Consider the following 580-nt stretch of genomic DNA (forward strand, 5'->3'; position numbering starts at 1 on the left):
AGCACCTCCGCGATGTCCTGCTTCACGGCGGCGAGGTCGAGGGTCCTGAAGGCCTCGGCATAGGTGAACTCCCCGCCGAGGGGGTTGGCCACGGCGGGGTTCTTGGCGAGGATCTTCAGGTTGAGCTGGTTCGGCCACCAGCCGCGGTTTCCGCCGCCCTGGGTGGGGTGCGGGGCGCGACCGGGCGCGACTGGGCAGCCACCGCCGCTCTCCGCATTCATGTCGTACACGACTGCGTCATGGTTCTCGGACATGGGACCCTCCGGGCATAGACGGATATCAAGAGCGATCAGGAACGCGTGCGGTGGAACAGCCGTGACACCGGCCCCAGTAGATGGCCGCGGCCTCGGTGGCGGCCTCGTTGATCGAGAAGCCGCGCAGGGATGACTCCACTGTCACAACTGTCACGGTCGGCCACTCGGAAGAGAAATCGAAAAATTTCGCAACTTTGATAGCCTCAATCTATGGCTAGTCCGCAACCGACCCTGGCCCAGCTGCGCGCCCTCGTCGGGGTGGCCGATCACCGGCATTTCGGCCGCGCCGCGGCGGCCCTGCATGTCAGTCAGCCGACGCTGTCCAG

1 protein-coding gene and 1 pseudogene are annotated in these 580 nt (G+C 65.9%); one reads left to right on the plus strand and one right to left on the minus strand.

What is annotated here, in order from left to right; translation table 11 throughout:
- A pseudogene (locus tag ACY45C_RS18460) lies at nt 1–254 on the minus strand (catalase/peroxidase HPI); the annotation flags it as partial.
- A 210-nt stretch (nt 255–464) separates the two neighbouring features.
- Between ACY45C_RS18460 and ACY45C_RS18465 the strand changes: the two are divergent.
- A partial coding sequence (locus tag ACY45C_RS18465) for a LysR family transcriptional regulator (RefSeq protein ID WP_462188831.1) occupies nt 465–580 on the plus strand: 116 nt, incomplete at its 3' end.

Source organism: Frankia sp. CcWB2 (genome assembly GCF_977927585.1).